This is a genomic window from Citrobacter sp. RHBSTW-00599 (assembly GCF_013784065.1).
GTDB classification, from domain to species: Bacteria; Pseudomonadota; Gammaproteobacteria; order Enterobacterales; family Enterobacteriaceae; genus Citrobacter; species Citrobacter braakii.
On record NZ_CP056717.1, the window covers coordinates 4,579,432 to 4,596,844 of the forward strand.

Annotated in this window: 16 protein-coding genes and 3 tRNA genes; 3 read left to right on the forward strand and 16 right to left on the reverse strand. The window is 52.8% G+C overall.

Annotated features, from left to right (window positions below; genetic code table 11):
- Window positions 1-14: 14 nt before the first annotated feature.
- The 12 genes from nsrR to nnr form a co-directional block, all read right to left on the reverse strand.
- A complete protein-coding gene (gene nsrR / locus HV243_RS22230; RefSeq protein WP_003025609.1) occupies window positions 15-440 on the reverse strand; it encodes a nitric oxide-sensing transcriptional repressor NsrR in 426 nt (141 codons plus the stop codon).
- Window positions 441-656: 216 nt separating this feature from the next.
- On the reverse strand, window positions 657-1,955 hold the full coding sequence (gene purA / locus HV243_RS22235; RefSeq protein WP_003025606.1) for an adenylosuccinate synthase: 1,299 nt from the start codon (window positions 1,953-1,955) through the stop codon (window positions 657-659).
- 102 nt (window positions 1,956-2,057) lie between these two features.
- Window positions 2,058-2,255 carry a DUF2065 family protein gene (locus HV243_RS22240; protein WP_047358897.1) on the reverse strand — a complete coding sequence of 66 codons (198 nt, stop codon included), beginning with the start codon at window positions 2,253-2,255 and terminating at the stop codon, window positions 2,058-2,060.
- Between the two features lie 82 nt (window positions 2,256-2,337).
- Window positions 2,338-3,342 carry a protease modulator HflC gene (hflC, locus tag HV243_RS22245; protein ID WP_016155510.1) on the reverse strand — a complete coding sequence of 335 codons (1,005 nt, stop codon included), beginning with the start codon at window positions 3,340-3,342 and terminating at the stop codon, window positions 2,338-2,340.
- Between the two features lie 2 nt (window positions 3,343-3,344).
- On the reverse strand, window positions 3,345-4,598 hold the full coding sequence (hflK, locus tag HV243_RS22250; protein ID WP_016151416.1) for an FtsH protease activity modulator HflK: 1,254 nt from the start codon (window positions 4,596-4,598) through the stop codon (window positions 3,345-3,347).
- A 189-nt stretch (window positions 4,599-4,787) separates the two neighbouring features.
- Window positions 4,788-6,068, reverse strand: a complete 1,281-nt coding sequence (hflX, locus tag HV243_RS22255; RefSeq protein WP_016151415.1) for a ribosome rescue GTPase HflX — start codon at window positions 6,066-6,068, stop codon at window positions 4,788-4,790.
- Window positions 6,069-6,142: 74 nt separating this feature from the next.
- Window positions 6,143-6,451 (reverse strand): RNA chaperone Hfq, encoded by a 309-nt coding sequence (gene hfq / locus HV243_RS22260; RefSeq protein WP_003025584.1) that lies wholly within the window; start codon window positions 6,449-6,451, stop codon window positions 6,143-6,145.
- Window positions 6,452-6,535: 84 nt separating this feature from the next.
- On the reverse strand, window positions 6,536-7,486 hold the full coding sequence (miaA, locus tag HV243_RS22265) for a tRNA (adenosine(37)-N6)-dimethylallyltransferase MiaA (protein WP_016151413.1): 951 nt from the start codon (window positions 7,484-7,486) through the stop codon (window positions 6,536-6,538).
- Window positions 7,479-9,341 carry a DNA mismatch repair endonuclease MutL gene (gene mutL / locus HV243_RS22270; RefSeq protein WP_053389333.1) on the reverse strand — a complete coding sequence of 621 codons (1,863 nt, stop codon included), beginning with the start codon at window positions 9,339-9,341 and terminating at the stop codon, window positions 7,479-7,481. The genes miaA and mutL overlap by 8 nt, the downstream gene beginning before the upstream one ends.
- 9 nt (window positions 9,342-9,350) lie before the next feature.
- Window positions 9,351-10,682, reverse strand: a complete 1,332-nt coding sequence (gene amiB / locus HV243_RS22275; protein WP_019078199.1) for an N-acetylmuramoyl-L-alanine amidase AmiB — start codon at window positions 10,680-10,682, stop codon at window positions 9,351-9,353.
- Window positions 10,683-10,698: 16 nt separating this feature from the next.
- Window positions 10,699-11,160 (reverse strand): tRNA (adenosine(37)-N6)-threonylcarbamoyltransferase complex ATPase subunit type 1 TsaE, encoded by a 462-nt coding sequence (gene tsaE, locus HV243_RS22280; RefSeq protein ID WP_016151410.1) that lies wholly within the window; start codon window positions 11,158-11,160, stop codon window positions 10,699-10,701.
- A complete protein-coding gene (gene nnr / locus HV243_RS22285; RefSeq protein WP_072161053.1) occupies window positions 11,132-12,679 on the reverse strand; it encodes a bifunctional ADP-dependent NAD(P)H-hydrate dehydratase/NAD(P)H-hydrate epimerase in 1,548 nt (515 codons plus the stop codon). The genes tsaE and nnr overlap by 29 nt, the downstream gene beginning before the upstream one ends.
- Between nnr and queG the strand changes: the two genes are divergently transcribed.
- Complete coding sequence (gene queG, locus HV243_RS22290; RefSeq protein ID WP_053389332.1) at window positions 12,678-13,817, forward strand: tRNA epoxyqueuosine(34) reductase QueG; 1,140 nt, start codon at window positions 12,678-12,680, stop codon at window positions 13,815-13,817. The genes nnr and queG overlap by 2 nt on opposite strands.
- 269 nt (window positions 13,818-14,086) lie before the next feature.
- On the opposite strand, the gene HV243_RS22295 is transcribed toward queG, so the two are convergent.
- From HV243_RS22295 to orn, 4 genes are all read right to left on the reverse strand, one after another.
- Window positions 14,087-14,162: transfer RNA gene (locus HV243_RS22295), tRNA-Gly, on the reverse strand.
- Between the two features lie 43 nt (window positions 14,163-14,205).
- Window positions 14,206-14,281, reverse strand: a tRNA-Gly gene (locus HV243_RS22300).
- A 43-nt stretch (window positions 14,282-14,324) separates the two neighbouring features.
- A tRNA-Gly gene (locus HV243_RS22305) sits at window positions 14,325-14,400 on the reverse strand.
- Between the two features lie 240 nt (window positions 14,401-14,640).
- A complete protein-coding gene (gene orn / locus HV243_RS22310; protein WP_016151407.1) occupies window positions 14,641-15,186 on the reverse strand; it encodes an oligoribonuclease in 546 nt (181 codons plus the stop codon).
- A gap of 105 nt (window positions 15,187-15,291) precedes the next feature.
- Here orn and rsgA point away from each other — a divergent pair, with 105 nt between their 5' ends.
- A complete protein-coding gene (gene rsgA, locus HV243_RS22315; protein WP_181603893.1) occupies window positions 15,292-16,344 on the forward strand; it encodes a small ribosomal subunit biogenesis GTPase RsgA in 1,053 nt (350 codons plus the stop codon).
- Between the two features lie 92 nt (window positions 16,345-16,436).
- Window positions 16,437-17,405, forward strand: coding sequence for an archaetidylserine decarboxylase (gene asd, locus HV243_RS22320; RefSeq protein WP_047358902.1), 969 nt, complete (start codon window positions 16,437-16,439; stop codon window positions 17,403-17,405).
- Window positions 17,406-17,413: the final 8 nt, after the last annotated feature.

The window sequence follows — 17,413 nt, forward strand, 5'->3', positions numbered from 1 at the left end:
GATGAAGATTTTCGTCACTCCACCAGCAATAATTTATAAAGCGGTTGATTCTCTTCAACCAAATCAGCAAGTGTGTAGTTGTCCAGTTCCGTGAGAAAACTTTGCACTGCCTTAGAAAGCGCCTGTTTAAGTCGACAGGCTGGGGTAATGTGGCAAAACTCGCTGCTACAATTGACCAACGATAGTGGTTCCAGCTCGCGAACCACATCACCAATACCAATATCCTTAGCTGGTTTACCCAGGCGGATACCGCCATTTTTTCCTCGAATAGCAGTAACGAAGCCCGCACGGCTAAGTTGATTGATTATTTTGACCATATGATTACGGGACACGCCGTAGACTTCTGTCACCTCAGAAATACTGGTCATACGTCCTTCGGGAAGTGACGCCATGTAGATTAGCGCACGTAATCCGTAATCGGTGAAACTTGTTAACTGCACATCAACCTCAGGAAAAGGGATAAAACGGATAAACCTGGTGGTATTAATTACATTGATGATAAACCAGCCACCAGCCAGGTCGCTAATTTATTTCAGTTCAGGAAGGAAAAAAGCGAGGAACTTACGTGATTTTAAGCCGGATTATGATGCAAAGCGCCTCATCCGGCCTAAGATAGTGCAAGCGCAGCGCCATTCGACGCCACGCTATAACCAGAATTATGCGTCGAACGGGTCGCGCAGGATCATGGTTTCAGTACGGTCTGGGCCAGTTGAGATAATATCAATCGGCACACCGGTCAGTTCTTCAATACGTTTGATGTAGTTCAGTGCTGCCTGCGGCAGACCGCTACGTTCCTTCACCCCGAAGGTGGATTCAGACCAGCCCGGCATGGTTTCGTAGATCGGCTCGATACCTTTCCAGTCGTCTGCAGCCAGCGGGGTAGTCGTTACTTCACGGCCATCCGGCATACGATAAGCGACACAGATTTTCACCTCTTTCAAACCGTCCAGTACGTCCAGTTTGGTCAGGCAGAAGCCAGACAGGGAGTTAATCTGTACTGCACGGCGTACCGCAACGGAGTCCAGCCAACCGGTGCGACGACGACGACCGGTGGTCGCGCCATACTCGTTACCTTGTTTGCACAGGAACTCGCCAACGTCATCAAACAGCTCGGTCGGGAACGGACCCGCGCCTACACGTGTTGAGTAAGCTTTGATAATACCCAGAACGTAATCCACATAACGTGGACCCAGGCCGGAGCCGGTAGCCACGCCACCTGCGGTGGTGTTGGAAGACGTTACGTACGGATAGGTACCGTGGTCGATATCCAGCAGGGTACCCTGTGCGCCTTCGAACATGACGAAATCGCCACGCTTACGCGCCTGGTCCAGCAGATCGGAAACATCAACAACCATAGAGGTCAGGATGTCGGCAATCGCCATCACATCATCCAGCACTTTCTGGTAGTCAACTGCTTCAACTTTATAGAAATTCACCAGCTGGAAGTTGTGATATTCCATCACTTCTTTCAGTTTTTCAGCGAAGGTTGCTTTATCAAACAGATCGCCAACGCGCAGACCGCGACGAGCTACTTTGTCTTCATAAGCCGGACCGATGCCACGACCGGTAGTACCGATCGCTTTCTCGCCACGCGCTTTCTCACGAGCATTATCCAACGCAACGTGATAATCAAGGATCAGCGGACAAGCTTCAGACAACAGCAGGCGCTCGCGAACCGGGATGCCACGATCTTCCAGTCCTTTCATTTCTTTCATCAGCGCGGACGGAGACAGTACAACACCGTTACCGATGATGCTGATGACATTCTCGCGAAGAATACCTGATGGAATAAGATGGAGGACGGTTTTTTCACCGTTGATTACGAGAGTATGGCCTGCGTTGTGACCACCCTGGTAGCGCACAACATATTTAGCCCGTTCAGTCAGAAGATCGACGATCTTCCCTTTACCTTCGTCACCCCATTGGGTGCCCAGTACGACGACGTTGTTACCCATTTTTCAAAATCACCGTTTGCTTAAAAATGGATTCTACCACCGCTTTTTCAGATATACAGCACTTTTTGCATGCGAAAATCCGCAAAATAGGCTACTTATTGATCAGCCAATCGTTTTCCTCAACATGTAGTAGACCACAACGCCCGCAACCACAAGACCTCCACCAAAACGACGCAAAGTATTTTCGGGAAGTTGCACCATTGCGGAAATCATTTTCTTCCACGCGCGGGGATAAAGCATAGGGCCCAGGCCTTCCAGCACCAAAACCAGCGCGAGCGCCAGCAAAATTGTTGAATTCATCCATCGTCCTTTTATAAAAAGAAAACCACCGCATCCCTGGGGATGCCGGTGGTTTTGCTGGTTTAAAACCGCTGGAACTTTATTAGCGTGTCGTAGTGCTCGGAGTCTTCATGTAGCGGAAGAAATCGCTATCCGGGCTCATGACCATCACGTCCTGGTTGCCTTCGAAGCTCTTCTCGTAAGCACGCAGGCTACGGATGAAGGCGTAGAAGTCAGGATCCTGGCTGAACGCATCGGCAAACAGTTTAGCGGCTTCTGCATCGCCTTCACCGCGCATGATGCGGCCTTGACGCTCAGATTCTGCCAGCGTTTTAGTCACTTCATAATCCGCCGTGGCACGCAGTTTTTCCGCTTCTTCCTGACCTTGTGAACGATGGCGACGCGCTACCGCTTCACGCTCAGCGCGCATACGGTTGTAGATAGCCTCAGACACTTCAGCAGGCAGGTTGATTTGCTTGATACGCACGTCAACCACTTCGATGCCCAATGCCGCCATACTATTCGGGTTGATGACCGGTACTTTACCGTTTGTTTCAGCCTGAACACGCTCAGCCGCTTCGGCAATCGCGCTATCTGCCGCCGGTGTCGCGACTTCATCTTCCGTGCCAGCAGAACCGGAGTTCAGCGCATCACGAACTTCCAGCGTCAGACGACCGCGGGAATCGGTAACGATGTCTTTCACGTCCAGACGACCAATTTCAGAACGCAGACGGTCAGAGAACTTACGTTTCAGCAGGACTTCTGCCTGAGAAACATCGCCACCGCCCGTTGCCAGGTAGTAACGGCTAAAGTCACTGATGCGCCACTTAATGTATGAGTCAACGATCAGGTCTTTCTTCTCTTTGGTAACAAAGCGATCGGCCTGGTTGTCCATGGTCTGAATACGCGCATCCAGCATCTTCACAGATTCAATAAACGGAATCTTGAAGTGCAGGCCTGGTGCAACAACCAGCGGCTTGTTTTCATCGTCACGCAGAACTTTACCAAAGCGCAGAGTAATCCCGCGCTCGCCTTCTTTGACCACAAAGACAGACATGAACAGAACTACCAGAACGATGATGATAATCGCAATAACTGACTTACGCATCGTTATTCCCCCTGACGCTGGTAGTCGTTACGCTGCGCGTTCGCGCGGCGTTGGTCCATAATATCGCCCTGACTGGTGGACGAGGTATTGCTTGCTCCAGTGCCGGACGTCGTTGCTGGCGGCAGACGCAGCAGGTTTGAACTGCTGTCACTCTTTGCTGCTGGCGCACTACCGCCTTTCAGCATTTGATCCAGCGGCAGAACCATCAGATTGCTGCCCTTATCGTTAACCAGGACTTTGCGGGTATTGCTCAGCACTTTTTCCATGGTTTCGATATACAGACGCTCGCGAGTAATTTGCGGTGCGGCTTTATATTCCGGCAGAATTTTTGCGAAACGAGCCACTTCACCCTGTGCTTCCAGGATGGTTCGCGTTTTGTAAGCACGCGCTTCTTCCAGGATACGCTGCGCTTGACCGTTAGCACGTGGCTGAACTTCGTTGGTGTACGCTTCTGCTTCACGGATGTACTGCTGCTCGTTTTCACGTGCTGCAATGGCATCGTCAAACGCGGCTTTTACTTCTTCCGGCGGACGTGCTGCCTGGAAGTTGACGTCCAGCAGGGTGATACCCATGTTGTACGGACGGATCGTTTCTTCCAGTTCACGCTGGGTATCGCTACGAATAACGGTACGCCCTTCGGTCAGGATACGGTCCATGGTGTATTTACCGATAACCCCACGCAGGGCGCTGTCGGTTGCCTGACGCAGACTGTCATCCGCGCTGGTTACGCTAAACAGGTAACGCTGCGGATCGGTCACGCGGTACTGCACGTTCATTTCAACGCGTACGACGTTTTCGTCAGAGGTCAGCATCACGCCGGATGCGGCAAGTTCACGCACGGCTTCCACGTTGACCGGGGTCACTTCGTCGACAAAGGTCGGTTTCCAGTTCAGACCCGGTTCAACCAAATGGCTGAATTTACCGAAGCGTGTCACCACGCCGCGTTCCGCTTCTTTAATGGTGTAGAAACCGCTGGCCGCCCAGATAATGACGATAGCTGCCGCTGCGATAGTAAAGACTCGACCACCCAATTGCGGACGCGGGCCTTGCGATGAGCTACCGCCGCCAGAACCAGCACCTTTACCGCCACCCAGACCACCGAGCTTTTTACTCAGTTTGCGGAAGATATCATCCAGATCGGGAGGTCCCTGATCGCGACCACCTTTGTTTCCATTTCCCTCAGGGTTGCCGCCAGGTTTGCTGCTTCCCCACGGGTCGCGGTCTTGTCCGTTATTACCGGGCTGATTCCACGCCATTTTTGTGCTCCATATTTGTTATGCGATGCTATACCTGCGTATTTTGCGCTGCCGATGCGTTGGCTACGCCCTTTAATCTCAGTCACATAGTTGACTATGCTCCTGAAGATTTCAGGACTTGCCACCTTCATGCTGCACAAAACCCACAAGGTATAGAGGCGAAAAAATCTTCAGGCCATATCCGTCAGGTCAGACAATATAGTCTTCCAGTGCCGGTTCTTGTTTACAGAGGCGACGCCAGTCTACGATCGGCATACGAACCTGCAGACCTACGCTGCCGTCCTCCTCCATCCACTCTCTTTCTATTGCCTGAAGTTGGTAAAACCGGCTTCTCAGACGTCCTTCCTGCGGCGGCAAACGCAACGTATGCTGCGCCACCTCACCGGAAAGTCGCTCAGTCAAAGCCTGAAAAAGCTGTGGTATACCTATTCCCGTTTGCGCTGAAACCCAAACGCGAATGGGTTTATTCTCTTCATCTCTGTCGATACGTGGTTCAAAATCATCCAGCATATCGATTTTATTCATCACCAGCAGAGTCGGGATCTCATGCGCATCGATCTCTTCGAGCACCGTGTCGACGGCCTCGATGTTTTCCTGCACACGAAAATCTGCAGCATCAATAACATGCAGCAGCAATGTCGCCTGACGCGTTTCCTGCAGGGTGGCTTTAAACGCCGCCACCAGGTCGTGCGGCAAATGACGGATAAACCCTACGGTATCCGCCAGCACGGTTTCACCGACGTCCGCTACGTCTATACGGCGCAGCGTTGGGTCCAGGGTTGCAAACAGCTGATCCGCTGCGTAAACCCGGGCTTCGGTGATCTGGTTGAACAGGGTGGATTTTCCGGCGTTGGTATATCCCACCAGTGATACGGTTGGGACATCCGCTTTCTTGCGCGACTGTCGCCCCTGCTCACGTTGCTTTTCAACTTTTTCCAGGCGCGACTGTATTTGCAAAATGCGATTACGCAGCAAACGACGGTCGGTTTCGAGCTGGGTTTCACCCGGACCGCGCAAACCAATCCCGCCCTTTTGCCTTTCAAGGTGGGTCCAGCCACGGACCAGACGAGTAGCCATATGGCGCAACTGCGCCAGCTCAACCTGCAACTTCCCCTCATGGGTGCGCGCACGCTGGGCAAAAATATCTAAAATAAGACCTGTCCTGTCGATAACAAGACACTGGCACAACTGTTCCAGGTTACGTTCCTGGGCGGGGCTTAGAGCATGATCAAAAATCACCACCGCAGCGCCAGTCGCTTTTACGGCTTCCGCAATTTCGATTGCCTTACCTTCACCAACAAAATACTTCGGGTGCGGTGCTTTACGGCTCCCGGTAATCACCTGCATTGCTTCGACACCGGCGGAAGAAACCAGAGATTCAAACTCCTGGAGGTCTTCCATATCTTTGTCTTGCGAAAAATAGATGTGTACCAGTACCGCCTGCTCACCGGCATCATAACGGTCAAACAAGCGTCAACCCCTTAATATATATCAACGGGGAACGCAGGATCGCTGGCTCCCCGTGTGTAAAACAGCTAACAACCTTATTCGGTTTCTTCGCTGTCCTGTTGCGCAGATGAACCTTGCGCGTTGCTACCGTGATGGTAGTTGCTGCCAGTGCCGCCGGTGGCATTATTGCTGTGATGAGAAACCGGGCGAGACGGGACAACAGTAGAAATCGCGTGCTTATAAACCATCTGGCTGACCGTGTTTTTCAACAGGATCACGAACTGATCAAAAGACTCGATTTGACCTTGCAGCTTAATACCATTCACCAAATAAATAGAAACTGGAACACGTTCCCGACGCAGTGCGTTCAGGAACGGATCTTGTAAAGATTGCCCCTTAGCCATTCTCTCTTTTCCTTATATGCTTATTTGTACTTTGAACCTTTCGATTCTGAAAAATTGCGCACGATACGTTTCAATTGTACACATTCAGTTCGCGATAGCACCAACAACCTGTAATACTTCGTTTCGCGCCTGGTCAGGCTTTTCACTGTCAAGCCAGTGCACCCCTTCCCAACCACGCAACCAGGTTACCTGTCGCTTCGCCAACTGCCTCGTGGCGCAAACACCTCTATAAACCATTTCATCGTATGAAATTTCGCCTTCAATGTATGACCACATCTGGCGATACCCTACACAACGAATGGAAGGCAAATCCGTATGCAAATCTCCACGGGCAAATAGCGCCCGGACTTCTGCTTCAAAACCTGAAGCCAACATCTGATGAAAACGCTGCTCAATTCGCTGATGGAGCAGTTCACGGCTCGCCGGGGCGATAGCAAACTGATGCACCTGATACGGCAAAGCATCTCCTGACGTTTGCGTCAGCTCCGTTAAAGTTTTACCCGAAATGAAAAAAACTTCCAGTGCCCGGGAAAGTCTTTGCGGATCATTTGGATGAATACGCGCCGCAGCCACCGGATCTATTTCCTGAAGCTGTCGGTGTAACGCGTCCCACCCATGCTCTGCCGCCTGCTGCTCAATTCTGGCCCTGACTTCCGGGTCCGCCGACGGTAACGGCGACAGCCCTTCAAGCAAGGCTTTGAAATATAACATTGTGCCGCCCACCAGCAGCGGAATACGCCCCGCGGCGGTGATATCGGCCATCTCGGCTAACGCATCGCGGCGAAAATCCGCAGCAGAGTACGCCTGGGACGGATCGCGAATATCCAGCAACCGGTGCGGCGCGGCCTGTAATTCATCTGCATCAGGCTTGGCTGTACCGATATCCATCCCCTTGTAAATAAGGGCGGAATCAACGCTTATCAACTCTACAGGCAAAACTTTACGCAATTCAATTGCCAGTGCCGTTTTACCGGAGGCCGTCGGCCCCATCAAAAAAATCGCCTTTGGCAGGCTCGCCTTACGGGTATCACTCATGTTTCAGGGCATTCATTACCGAATGTAAATCAACAGGTTGTAACAAACCACCCGGCGGCGCCTTCACGAGTTGTGGGCAAAGCCGCTCAACATCCGCTAACAGCGTAATCGCCTGAGCCATGCTCCACTGCGGATGCTCGCTAATCAGATTACGTGCAATCCACTGTGCAATATTGCCCGGTTCGAATTCGGACTGCTGCGCCAGGTAGCCTATCAGTTCAGGAATCAAGATTTGTAAATTTTGTTGGCGTAAGGGTAAAGGCACCGCCCGGATGGTCACATGCTGTGCATCCAGTTGAAATTCAATACCCAACTCAGCCAGTTGGCTCTGCCCTTTTTGCAGCGCCGCTTTTTCATCAGCGGTCACTTTTAGACGTAAAGGGATCAGTAACGGCTGAGCGCAAACGACGCCCTGGTCCGGCGTTAACTGCGCCTGACGTAGCCAACGTTCCGCCACCGGCAATGCCAGCAACCGAATATGACCATCGCATTCGAGTAATGCGCAGTCCGTACCGACAATGGTTAGCACCCGCCCAAAGCCCTGACCGTTGCCGGTCAGAGGTGCTGATGGCGTTTCAGAAACCGGCGTTTTACGCGGCGGAACCGGCGTCTGTAGCAGTTGCTGATAAATCTCACCCTGCTGCTTTTGATATCCAGGTTGGGCATGAGGCCAGCTGGCCCCCGTCTGACGGCCACCACTACTGCCAGCGCCAGCAGATGCTGAGTAACGCGGCGTCGCAGGTTCACGCGCCGGGGCCGGTTCGGCAAAATGGTTACGCCCGGCCGCGACGCGGTTTTCCGGGATGTGCCTTGGGGCAGGCTCATCGTCATCAGCCAACGGCAGCGGCGTTTCAAGCTGCTGTTGCAGGACGCTCAACACGCCCTGGTAAATAAAATCATGCACCAGGCGGGACTGATGAAAACGGACCTCATGTTTGGCGGGATGTACGTTAACATCCACCTGATGCGGGTCGATTTCCAGATACAGCACAAAAGCGGGCTGCTGATCGGCTCCCAGCTTATCTTCACAGGCCTGGCGGATAGCATGGTTGATCAGCCGGTCGCGCATCATCCGGCCATTCACATAGCAGTACTGGATTTCCGCCAGCGCCGTCGTTGTGTGGTTAGGATCGGCCACCCAACCGCGCAGCGTTAAATCGCCATGCTGCCATTCAATCGCCAGTGCATGTTCCAGAAACGGCGTGCCGCAAATCGCGCCCAGTCGGCGCTCTTGCTGCCCATCCGCGGCCACTGCCCTGTACTGGCGCACCACTTTGCCGTTGTGCGACAAATTAATCGTCACATCAAAACGTGCCAGCGCAATGCGGCGGATTATTTCGTCGATATGATTAAATTCAGTTTTCTCGGTGCGCATAAACTTGCGCCGCGCCGGAGTGTTGTAGAACAGATCTAACACCTCCAGCGTGGTTCCCACCGGATGCGCAGCGGGTTTAACCGTCACATCCATGTCGCGCCCTTCGGCATAGGCTTGCCAGGCTTCAGGTTGTTCTTGCGTACGCGACGTCAGGGTTAAACGAGAAACGGAGCTGATACTGGCCAGCGCTTCGCCGCGAAACCCGAGGCTCACGATGGCTTCGAGATCGTCAAGCGAGGAAATTTTACTGGTGGCATGACGCGCCAGCGCCAGCGCCAGCTCGTCTTTTTTAATCCCGCAGCCGTTGTCACGAATACGGATAAGCTTCGCGCCGCCGCGCTCAATATCAATATCAATGCGCGTCGCACCGGCATCGATACTGTTTTCCACCAGCTCCTTCACCACTGACGCAGGCCGTTCTACCACCTCGCCTGCGGCAATCTGGTTCGCCAGCTGTGGCGGTAGAACCTGAATCGGCATGGCTAATCCTTAATTTGTTAACGTGTTACCAGGCGATACCGCACTGGCGGTTTGCGCCGGTGTGCCTTGAGGCCCGGTTTGCATCGGGTGCGCCTGGAAATAGTTACGCAATCCTTTGTAAATTGCCTCGGCCAGCTGCTGCTGGTAGTCATCACTCGCCAACAGACGCTCTTCGCTGTTGTTACTGATAAAGCCAGTTTCAACCAGCACTGACGGGATATCAGGCGAACGTAATACCCCAAGGCTGGCGTGTTCCGGACGACGCTTATGCATCGAGCCAATACGTTCTAACTGGCCGATCATGCTGGTCGCTACATCATACCCAACGCGTTGCGAATGACCGAACTGCAGATCCAACACGGCCTGGCTGAGATAAGGATCGGACTGGCTGTTTGCCAGCACATCGCCCGCCCCACCCAACAGTTCCGATTGCTTTTCGTGCTGTTCCAGCCAGCCGGCCATTTCACTGTTTGCCCGACGGTTTGACAGTACCCAGACGGAAGCACCAGTGGCATCCCGGTTTGGCGCAGCATCCGCATGAATAGAGACCAGGAAGTTGGCGTTTTGTTTACGCGCAACGTCTGAACGCCCCATCACCGAGATAAAGTAATCGCCATCACGGGTGAGTACGCCTTTAAACATCGGGTCATCATTGAGCAAACTGCGCAGTTTACGCGCCACGGCAATCGTGACGTTTTTCTCACGTGTGCCACCGGGACCAATAGCGCCAGGATCCTGCCCACCGTGTCCGGCATCAATGGCGATAACTACTTTTTCGCCGTTACTGGTACTGGCGCGCGCCGCAGGTCGTGTGGAGGTATTACTGTTGGTTACCATCGTGGTGCGATCGTTTTCCGCTTTAAACGGATTACGCGCAGGCTCGGCAGGGCGCGGGGCGATAACCGGCGCTTCAACACGCTTCGCAACCACTGGAGGTGGTGGAGGCGGCGGAGGCGCATCAGCTTTGATGGTAAACACGACGGTATAATTGCCGCCGTTCTGGCGTTTTACGGCTTCGGCTTTGCCGTTCTCGGTTAAATCCACCACCAGGCGCAGAGACTGTGCATCTTTTGGCGTGCCGGAACGGATAGATTTCACCAGATTATTGCCGCTAAACAGCAGCGGTAACCCCTGAATCACACCGGTTTGTTTAATATCCAACGCGACGGTTCGTTTCCCGTCCTGCGAAACTGCGTATTCAGGATCGCCAATAAAGCTCAGCGTAATCCGCGCTTGCTGATCGCCATTGGACACCTGAAGATCGGAGAGGCTGGCGGCCCCTGCCTGCGCGCACAGCAGGACCAGTGTTGCCATCAGCCAGTTTCTGATGCGATAAATCATCCCGCCACCCTTAAGGTTAATCGGCTAAACGCGCCAGCAATAAATCACCCGATGAGGAGACTGCGCTTATGCGCGCCTCTCGACCTTGCGCCTGATATTCAATGTGTATTTCGACGTCCGGGTCTGGCAGTACACCTTTACCTTGTTGCGGCCATTCCACCAGGCAGATGGCGTCATTGGCAAAATAATCGCGGATCCCCATAAATTCCAGCTCCTCTGGGTCCGCAAGTCGGTACAGATCGAAGTGATATACCATCAAATTATCGAGCGAATAGGGTTCAACCAGCGTATAGGTGGGGCTTTTTACATTTCCTTTGTGACCTAACGCCTGCAGGAATCCCCGGCTGAAAGTGGTTTTACCCGCCCCCAGGTCGCCGTACAAATAAATTACCGTCGCGCCATCACAGGCTTTGGCTACCCGCAGTCCCAGGTCTAAAGTCGCCTGCTCATCAGGTAGTGGAATTACTCGATTCATCATGATAAACGTCAATCACATCAGGGTTAACAATACGCTGTAGCGTGGTAAAGAGATCTGTCGCCAGCATGCCGCGCGTACCAAAACGCGCCGCCAGCACATCCGCCGCCGCACCGTGTGCGACACATCCCGCACATGCCGCATCATACGGGGTAAGCTTCTGTCCGAGCAATGCGCCAATAATACCGGAAAGCACATCACCCATTCCGCCGCTGGCCATTCCAGCATTGCCGGTATCAATAATACCCAATTCGGCCTGTTCGGCAGCAACAACCGTACCCGCGCCTTTCAGCACGACGACGCCTCCGTACCGTTTTACCAGACGTTGTGCGCAAAGTAATCGATCGTCTTCAATTTCTGCAATGGAACAGCCCAGAAGTCGCGCGGCTTCACCAGGATGCGGCGTGATCACGCGATTGTGACGTTTATCAGGGTTGATTGCCAGCAGGTTCAGCGCATCCGCATCCCAGAGCATCGGTTTGCGAAAATTCTCTACCTTTTGCAGCGCTTTTTTACCCCATTCCTGCTGACCAAGCCCTGGTCCTATTACCACAACATCCGCCCACGCCAGGCTCTCTTCCAGAGTCTGCGGCGTCAGCGCATCGACCATCAGTTCCGGTCTGGCAGTCAGAATAGGCGCAATATTTTCACTTCGGGTTAGCACTTTGACCAACCCGGCTCCTGCACGCAGCGCCGCTTCACCGGCCATGCGTATTGCGCCAGCCGTGCCGTGGTCACCACCGATGATCACCAGCCGACCGTGGGAGCCTTTGTGCGAGGTGGGTCGACGCGGCGTTAACCAGTGTACAAGCTGTTGAGCATCAAACCGTTGCAGCGGCGCGTTCTGTCCCGCCAGCCAGTCGTCCAGTCCGAGTGCGTTAACATGCAGGCGTCCGGTGACATCGCGCGCTTTACCGGTTAGCAGACCAGGCTTTAACGCAATAAAGGTCACGGTGTGCGCAGCATTGATAACCGCACCCGGCGCCGCGCCCGTCTGCGCCAGCAGGCCGGATGGAATGTCTATCGCCACGACAGGGGCAGGATGGTGATTGGCACGTTCGATCAATGCCGAGAGAGGCTCACGCGGCGCGTGTTTTAAGCCCGTGCCTGACAGCGCATCAATAATGACGTCCACGCGATCTGGCCAATTGATATCCGCAGCATGAATGACGCCACCGGCGTTAAGCCAGGCGTCGCGCGCCTGCTGTGCTTCCTCGGGGAGCACTTTATCACTCTCCTGCGCCAGCAACGTAATATCAAGCCCCTGAGCTTTGGCAAGCCTTGCCACCACGTAACCATCACCACCGTTGTTGCCATGACCACATAGCACCAGCCAGTGCTGAGCGTTTGGATATGTCTCGCGGGTGACCTGAAACGCCGCCTCTCCCGCCCGTTGCATCAGCTCGTACAACGTCAGTCCTAAACTGTCTGCCGCCTCTCGCTCCATCCGCCTGATGTCATCGGCGTGCCAAATGGAGTGTGGTATACTTGCGGGGTTTTTCTTCATTGTATGGTCCGTCATGTCAGAGCCCCTCGATCTCAATCAGTTAGCGCAAAATATTAAGCAGTGGGGGCTGGAGCTTGGCTTTCAGCAGGTCGGTATTGCCGATACCGACCTCAGCGAAGCGGAGCCCAAACTGCAGGCCTGGCTGGATAAACACTATCACGGCGAGATGGACTGGATGGCCCGTCACGGCATGATGCGCGCCCGACCTCACGAATTATTACCCGGTACGTTACGTGTCATCAGCGTACGTATGAACTATCTTCCTGCCAATGCGGCCTTTGCCAGCACGTTGAAAAACCCCACTCTGGGTTACGTCAGCCGTTACGCGCTTGGGCGCGACTACCATAAACTGCTGCGTAACCGCTTAAAAAAGCTGGGAGAGAGGATTCAACAGCACTGCGTTTCGCTGAATTTTAGACCTTTTGTCGATTCTGCGCCCATTCTTGAGCGTCCATTAGCGGAAAAAGCCGGGCTTGGCTGGACAGGTAAGCACTCACTTATCCTCAATCGCGAAGCTGGTTCATTTTTCTTTCTCGGGGAATTACTGATCGATTTGCCCCTGCCGGTCGACAACCCAGTAGAAGAAGGATGCGGGAAATGCGTCGCCTGTATGACCATCTGTCCCACCGGGGCCATCGTTGAACCCTACACGGTAGATGCGCGCCGCTGTATCTCTTATCTCACTATCGAACTGGAAGGCGCGATCCCGGAAGAATTTCGTCCCCTGTTGGGGAATCGAATTTACGGCTGCGATGATTGCCAGCTCATTTGCCCGTGGAACCGATACTCGCAGTTGACGACAGAGGATGACTTCAACCCACGCAAACAACTTCATGCTCCAGAGTTAATAGAGCTGTTTAGCTGGAGCGAAGCGTGGTTTTTAAAAGTCACGGAGGGGTCTGCTATTCGTCGTATTGGTCACCTGCGCTGGCTGCGAAATATCGCTGTTGCGCTGGGTAATGCCCCATGGGATGAAGCCGTTATTCACGCGCTGGAAAGTCGCAGAGGTGAGCACCCACTTCTCGACGAACACATAGAGTGGGCGGTTGCTCAGCAAATCGAGAAGCGAAATGCCTGCGTAGTTGAAGTGCAGTTACCGAAGAAACAACGTTTGGTCAGGGTCATTGAAAAGGGTCTGCCGCGTGACGCTTAAGTCATCCACAGCTTGTGTATAAAAATAAAAACACATTGATATTCAAGAGGGAAAAAATCGTCAAGTGATCGCATTAACAATTTGAAATGATAATTAATTCAATATTTTCAAAGAGTTAAAATGATACTATTCACCCGACTAAGTTTTTTGCAATCCAGGAATAATACCCGAACCTGTGGATAAGTCTGTTTACAAGAGTATGTCAATGACGAAACAAAACGTCCCCAACGTATTTATTCGCTGTGGATATTTTTATTGGGGTAAGAATTTGGAGCGGGAAACGAGACTCGAACTCGCGACCCCGACCTTGGCAAGGTCGTGCTCTACCAACTGAGCTATTCCCGCTTGGGTGTGTCTGTGCTTTGTAGACATAAGCACTTTCAAATTTTGGAGCGGGAAACGAGACTCGAACTCGCGACCCCGACCTTGGCAAGGTCGTGCTCTACCAACTGAGCTATTCCCGCTTGGGTGTGTCTGTGCTTTGTAGACATAAGCACTTTCAAATTTTGGAGCGGGAAACGAGACTCGAACTCGCGACCCCGACCTTGGCAAGGTCGTGCTCTACCAACTGAGCTATTCCCGCAAATTTGTACTGCTTTTGCTGCTGCCGTAACGTGTAATTCTCTGTCGTTACGGGAGGCGCATTATACGAGAAATCCGTTTAGCTGCAACCCCCTTAAAAGCGATTTTTTCGTTTTTCTGTTTAAGTGCTGAATTTATCGGCAAGTCGTCTAATTTAGCGACAATCCTACCTCAGTGCAAGCACGCAGGAACGATATTCGTAGGCCGGGTAAGCCACAGCGCCGCCCGACCATCCACAAAATCAAAGCTTAATAAAATGTTCGCGATAGTAAGCAAGCTCAGCAACAGATTCACGAATATCGTCCATCGCCTGATGCGTTCCCTGCTTGGTGAAGCCAGCAAGAATTTCCGGCTTCCAACGACGCGCCAGCTCTTTCAACGTACTGACGTCAAGATAGCGATAATGGAAATACGCCTCCAGCTCCGGCATGTATTTAAACAGGAAACGACGATCCTGACCGATGCTGTTGCCGCAGATAGGTGATTTCCCTTCTGGAACCCACTCTTTCAAAAAAGCCAGCGTAGCCAGTTCAGCTTCACGATCCCCCATGGTGCTCGCCTTCACGCGATCCACTAGCCCACTACCGGTATGCGTACGTACGTTCCAGTCATCCATTAATGCCAGCTGTTCGTCGGACTGGTGCACCGCAATTGTCGGTCCTTCAGCCAGAATATTCAGGTTGGCATCCGTCACCAGCGTGGCTATCTCAATTATGCGATCGCGCTCGGGATCCAGACCTGTCATCTCCAGATCGATCCAAATCAGGTTGTTTTCATTGGCACTCATGCTATTTTCCACCCTTCAGCGTCACATTCAGTGTGACTATATTCATCTAAAATTGCGTGTATCATAAATGTTTTGCCCATTATGGGCGACCAGGAGTCAGTCCGATTGAGTAAGAATAAACTCTCCAAAGGCCAACAGCGCCGTGTGAACGCCAATCACCAGCGTCGTCTGAAAACGTCCACGGAGAAGCCAGACTACGACGACAACCTGTTTGGCGAAACCGCTGAAGGCATCGTTATCAGCCGTTTTGGTATGCATGCCGACGTGGAATCTGCTGACGGTGAGATTCACCGCTGCAACATCCGCCGTACAATTCGCTCGCTGGTCACCGGCGATCGCGTTGTCTGGCGCCCGGGAAAAGCAGCAGCAGAAGGCGTGAATGTCAAAGGCATCGTTGAGGCGGTACACGAGCGTACCTCGGTACTGACACGTCCCGACTTTTACGACGGGGTGAAACCCATTGCCGCCAACATCAACCAGATCGTTATTGTCTCAGCCATCTTACCCGAGCTGTCACTCAATATTATCGACCGGTATCTGGTAGCCTGTGAAACGCTACACGTTGAACCAATTATCGTATTGAATAAGATCGATCTGCTGGATGATGAAGGCATGGCCTTTGTTAACGAACAGATGGATATTTATCGCCACATTGGCTATCGCGTGTTGATGGTATCAAGCCGTACTAAAGACGGCCTGAAACCGCTTGAAGAAGCATTAACCGATCGCATCAGCATTTTTGCCGGTCAGTCGGGCGTTGGTAAATCTAGCCTGCTCAATAATCTTCTCGGTCTGCAGGAAGAGATCCTGACCAACGATGTCTCCGACAACTCTGGCCTTGGACAGCACACTACCACTGCCTCTCGCCTGTATCATTTCCCGCACGGTGGTGACGTTATCGACTCCCCTGGCGTACGTGAGTTCGGGTTGTGGCATCTGGAGCCGGAACAAATCGCACATGGTTTTGTCGAATTCCATGACTACCTGGGCCACTGCAAATACCGCGACTGCAAGCATGATACCGATCCAGGCTGCGCTATCCGTGAGGCCGTAGAAAAAGGGGCAATAGCCGAAACTCGGTTTGAAAATTATCACCGCATCCTGGAAAGCATGGCGCAGGTAAAAACACGTAAAAACTTTTCTGATACAGACAACTGACAACTAAGCTAAGCATCGCTAGAATCGTCCCCCTTTTTTCAGGATCCGGCCCGTATGCCGGATCGGGAACAAATTATGGCCTGGAGGCTACCTTGTTAAACTCATTTAAGCTTTCGCTACAATACATTCTGCCGAAACTATGGCTCACTCGCCTGGCGGGTTGGGGGGCGAGCAAACGAGCAGGATGGCTGACTAAACTGGTTATCGATCTGTTCGTGAAATATTACAAGGTCGATATGAAAGAGGCGCAAAAGCCGGACACCGCCAGCTATCGCACCTTTAACGACTTTTTTGTTCGCCCACTGCGCGACGACGTTCGCCCGATTAACACCGATCCAAACGTACTGGTCATGCCTGCTGACGGCGTGATTAACCAGTTAGGAAGCATCGAAGAAGACAAACTGCTGCAGGCCAAAGGGCACAGCTATACCCTTGAAGCACTGCTGGCCGGCAACTACCAGATGGCGGACAAATTCCGCAACGGTACGTTTGTGACCACTTACTTATCTCCACGCGATTACCACCGTGTACATATGCCGTGTAACGGTATCCTGCGTGAAATGATGTACGTGCCAGGCGATCTCTTCTCTGTAAATATCCTGACTGCGCAAAACGTTCCAAACCTGTTTGCACGCAACGAACGCGTAATCTGTCTGTTTGATACCGAATTTGGCCCGATGGTGCAGATTCTGGTCGGCGCGACCATCGTCGGCAGTATTGAAACCGCATGGGCTGGCACCATTACCCCACCGCGTGAAGGCGTCATCAAACGCTGGACCTGGCCGGAAGGCGAAAGCGAAGGGTCGGTGGCGCTGCTGAAAGGTCAGGAAATGGGCCGCTTTAAGCTCGGTTCCACCGTTATCAACCTGTTCGCGCCTGGTAAAGTTAACCTGGTTGAGCAGTTACAGGACCTTTCTGTGACCAAAATCGGCCAGCCAATGGCCATCTCGACCGAGACATTCGTGACGCCAGAGGCAGAACCTGCCCCGCTTGCGAAAGAAGAGATCGAAGCAGAACACGACGCCAGCCCGCTGGTTGACGACAAAAAAGACGAAAGTTAAACATAGGA

What these genes read in the sequence shown, in the direction of transcription:
- amiB (WP_019078199.1), bottom strand. Translation starts at nt 10,682, where the DNA reads ATGATTTATCGCATCAGAAACTGGCTGATGGCAACACTGGTCCTGCTG.
- hfq (WP_003025584.1), bottom strand. Translation starts at nt 6,451, where the DNA reads ATGGCTAAGGGGCAATCTTTACAAGATCCGTTCCTGAACGCACTGCGT.
- hflK (WP_016151416.1), bottom strand. Translation starts at nt 4,598, where the DNA reads ATGGCGTGGAATCAGCCCGGTAATAACGGACAAGACCGCGACCCGTGG.
- orn (WP_016151407.1), bottom strand. Translation starts at nt 15,186, where the DNA reads ATGAGTGCCAATGAAAACAACCTGATTTGGATCGATCTGGAGATGACA.
- nnr (WP_072161053.1), bottom strand. Translation starts at nt 12,679, where the DNA reads ATGACGGACCATACAATGAAGAAAAACCCCGCAAGTATACCACACTCC.
- HV243_RS22240 (WP_047358897.1), bottom strand. Translation starts at nt 2,255, where the DNA reads ATGAATTCAACAATTTTGCTGGCGCTCGCGCTGGTTTTGGTGCTGGAA.
- tsaE (WP_016151410.1), bottom strand. Translation starts at nt 11,160, where the DNA reads ATGATGAATCGAGTAATTCCACTACCTGATGAGCAGGCGACTTTAGAC.
- hflC (WP_016155510.1), bottom strand. Translation starts at nt 3,342, where the DNA reads ATGCGTAAGTCAGTTATTGCGATTATCATCATCGTTCTGGTAGTTCTG.
- mutL (WP_053389333.1), bottom strand. Translation starts at nt 9,341, where the DNA reads ATGCCGATTCAGGTTCTACCGCCACAGCTGGCGAACCAGATTGCCGCA.
- purA (WP_003025606.1), bottom strand. Translation starts at nt 1,955, where the DNA reads ATGGGTAACAACGTCGTCGTACTGGGCACCCAATGGGGTGACGAAGGT.
- miaA (WP_016151413.1), bottom strand. Translation starts at nt 7,486, where the DNA reads ATGAGTGATACCCGTAAGGCGAGCCTGCCAAAGGCGATTTTTTTGATG.
- queG (WP_053389332.1), top strand. Translation starts at nt 12,678, where the DNA reads ATGTCAGAGCCCCTCGATCTCAATCAGTTAGCGCAAAATATTAAGCAG.